Annotated in this window: 1 protein-coding gene; it reads left to right on the top strand. The window is 67.2% G+C overall.

Annotation, left to right across the window (positions count from 1 at the left end):
• Nucleotides 1–1,029, top strand: a 1,029-nt coding sequence (locus B2W70_RS08305) for a metallopeptidase TldD-related protein (RefSeq protein WP_286744678.1), incomplete at its 5' end; no start/stop codon positions are given.
• Nucleotides 1,030–1,205: the final 176 nt, after the last annotated feature.

Genomic DNA, 1,205 nt, shown 5'->3' on the forward strand with positions numbered 1-1,205 from the left:
GCCACGGGCAAAGCCGCCCGCCGCGACCTCGACCTGTTCCACCCCTGGGCCATCGACGCCGAAGGCGCTGCCGAGCTGGCGCGCCGCTGCGAAGACGCCGCCCTCGTGGTCGATCCACGCATCACGAACTCCGAAGGCGCCGGCGTCTCGGCGCAGCAATCGCACTTCTGGGCCGGCAACTCGCGTGGCTTCCGGGGTGGCTACGCCTCGTCGCGCCACTCGCTGTCGGTCTCGCCCATCGCGGGCCGGGGCAACGACATGCAGCGCGACTTCTGGTACACCTCCGAGCGCGACGCCCGTGACATGGCCAAGCCCGAGGCCGTTGGGCGCTACGCCGCTGAGCGCGCCCTCTCTCGCCTCAAATCTCGCAAGATCGCCACCTGCGAGGTACCGGTGCTGTTCGAAAACACCCTGGCCGCCGGCCTGCTGGGTGCCTACGTTCAGGCCACCAGCGGTGGTGCGCTTTACCGCCGCGCCACCTTCCTGCTCGACAGCCTGGGCAAGCCCATCTTCCCCAAGCACATCCAGGTCACCGAAGACCCGCACATCCTCAAGGGCAAGGGCAGCGCCCCCTTCGACGACGAAGGCGTGCTCACCCGCAAGCGCCAGGTCGTCAAGAACGGCGTGGTGCAGGGCTACTTCCTCTCGAGCTACTCGGCGCGCAAGCTGGGCATGAAGACCACCGGCCACGCCGGCGGCTCGCAGAACCTGGTGATGAGCAGCAAGCTCACCGACCCCAAGGACAACCTCAAGGCCATGCTCAAGAAGCTGGGCACCGGCCTGTTCGTGACCGAACTCATGGGCCAGGGCGTGAACTACGTGACCGGCGACTACTCGCGCGGCGCGGCCGGCTACTGGGTCGAAAAAGGCGTCATCCAGCACCCCGTGCACGAGATCACCATCGCCGGCCACCTTGGCGAGATGTTCCAGCAGATCGTGGGCATCGGCGCCGACGCCTACACCTACGGCAGCAAGACCGTGGGCTCGGTGCTGATCGAGCGCATGAAGATCGCCGGCCACGGCGGCTGACCGACCACGGCCAATCGGCAGAGGCGCGCCCGCGACACCCACGGGTAAGCCCTCTCCTGGCATGGCCTTGCCGGACAAACGGCGCTCCTAGAATTTGGCAACACAACCCGACAACGAGGAGACCGCCATGGAGCGTCGTGCCTTCATCAATCATGCAGGCTTGGCCGGCGTGCTGT

The organism is Aquabacterium sp. UBA2148 (assembly GCF_002328915.1).
GTDB classification, from domain to species: domain Bacteria; phylum Pseudomonadota; class Gammaproteobacteria; order Burkholderiales; family Burkholderiaceae_C; genus Aquabacterium; species Aquabacterium parvum.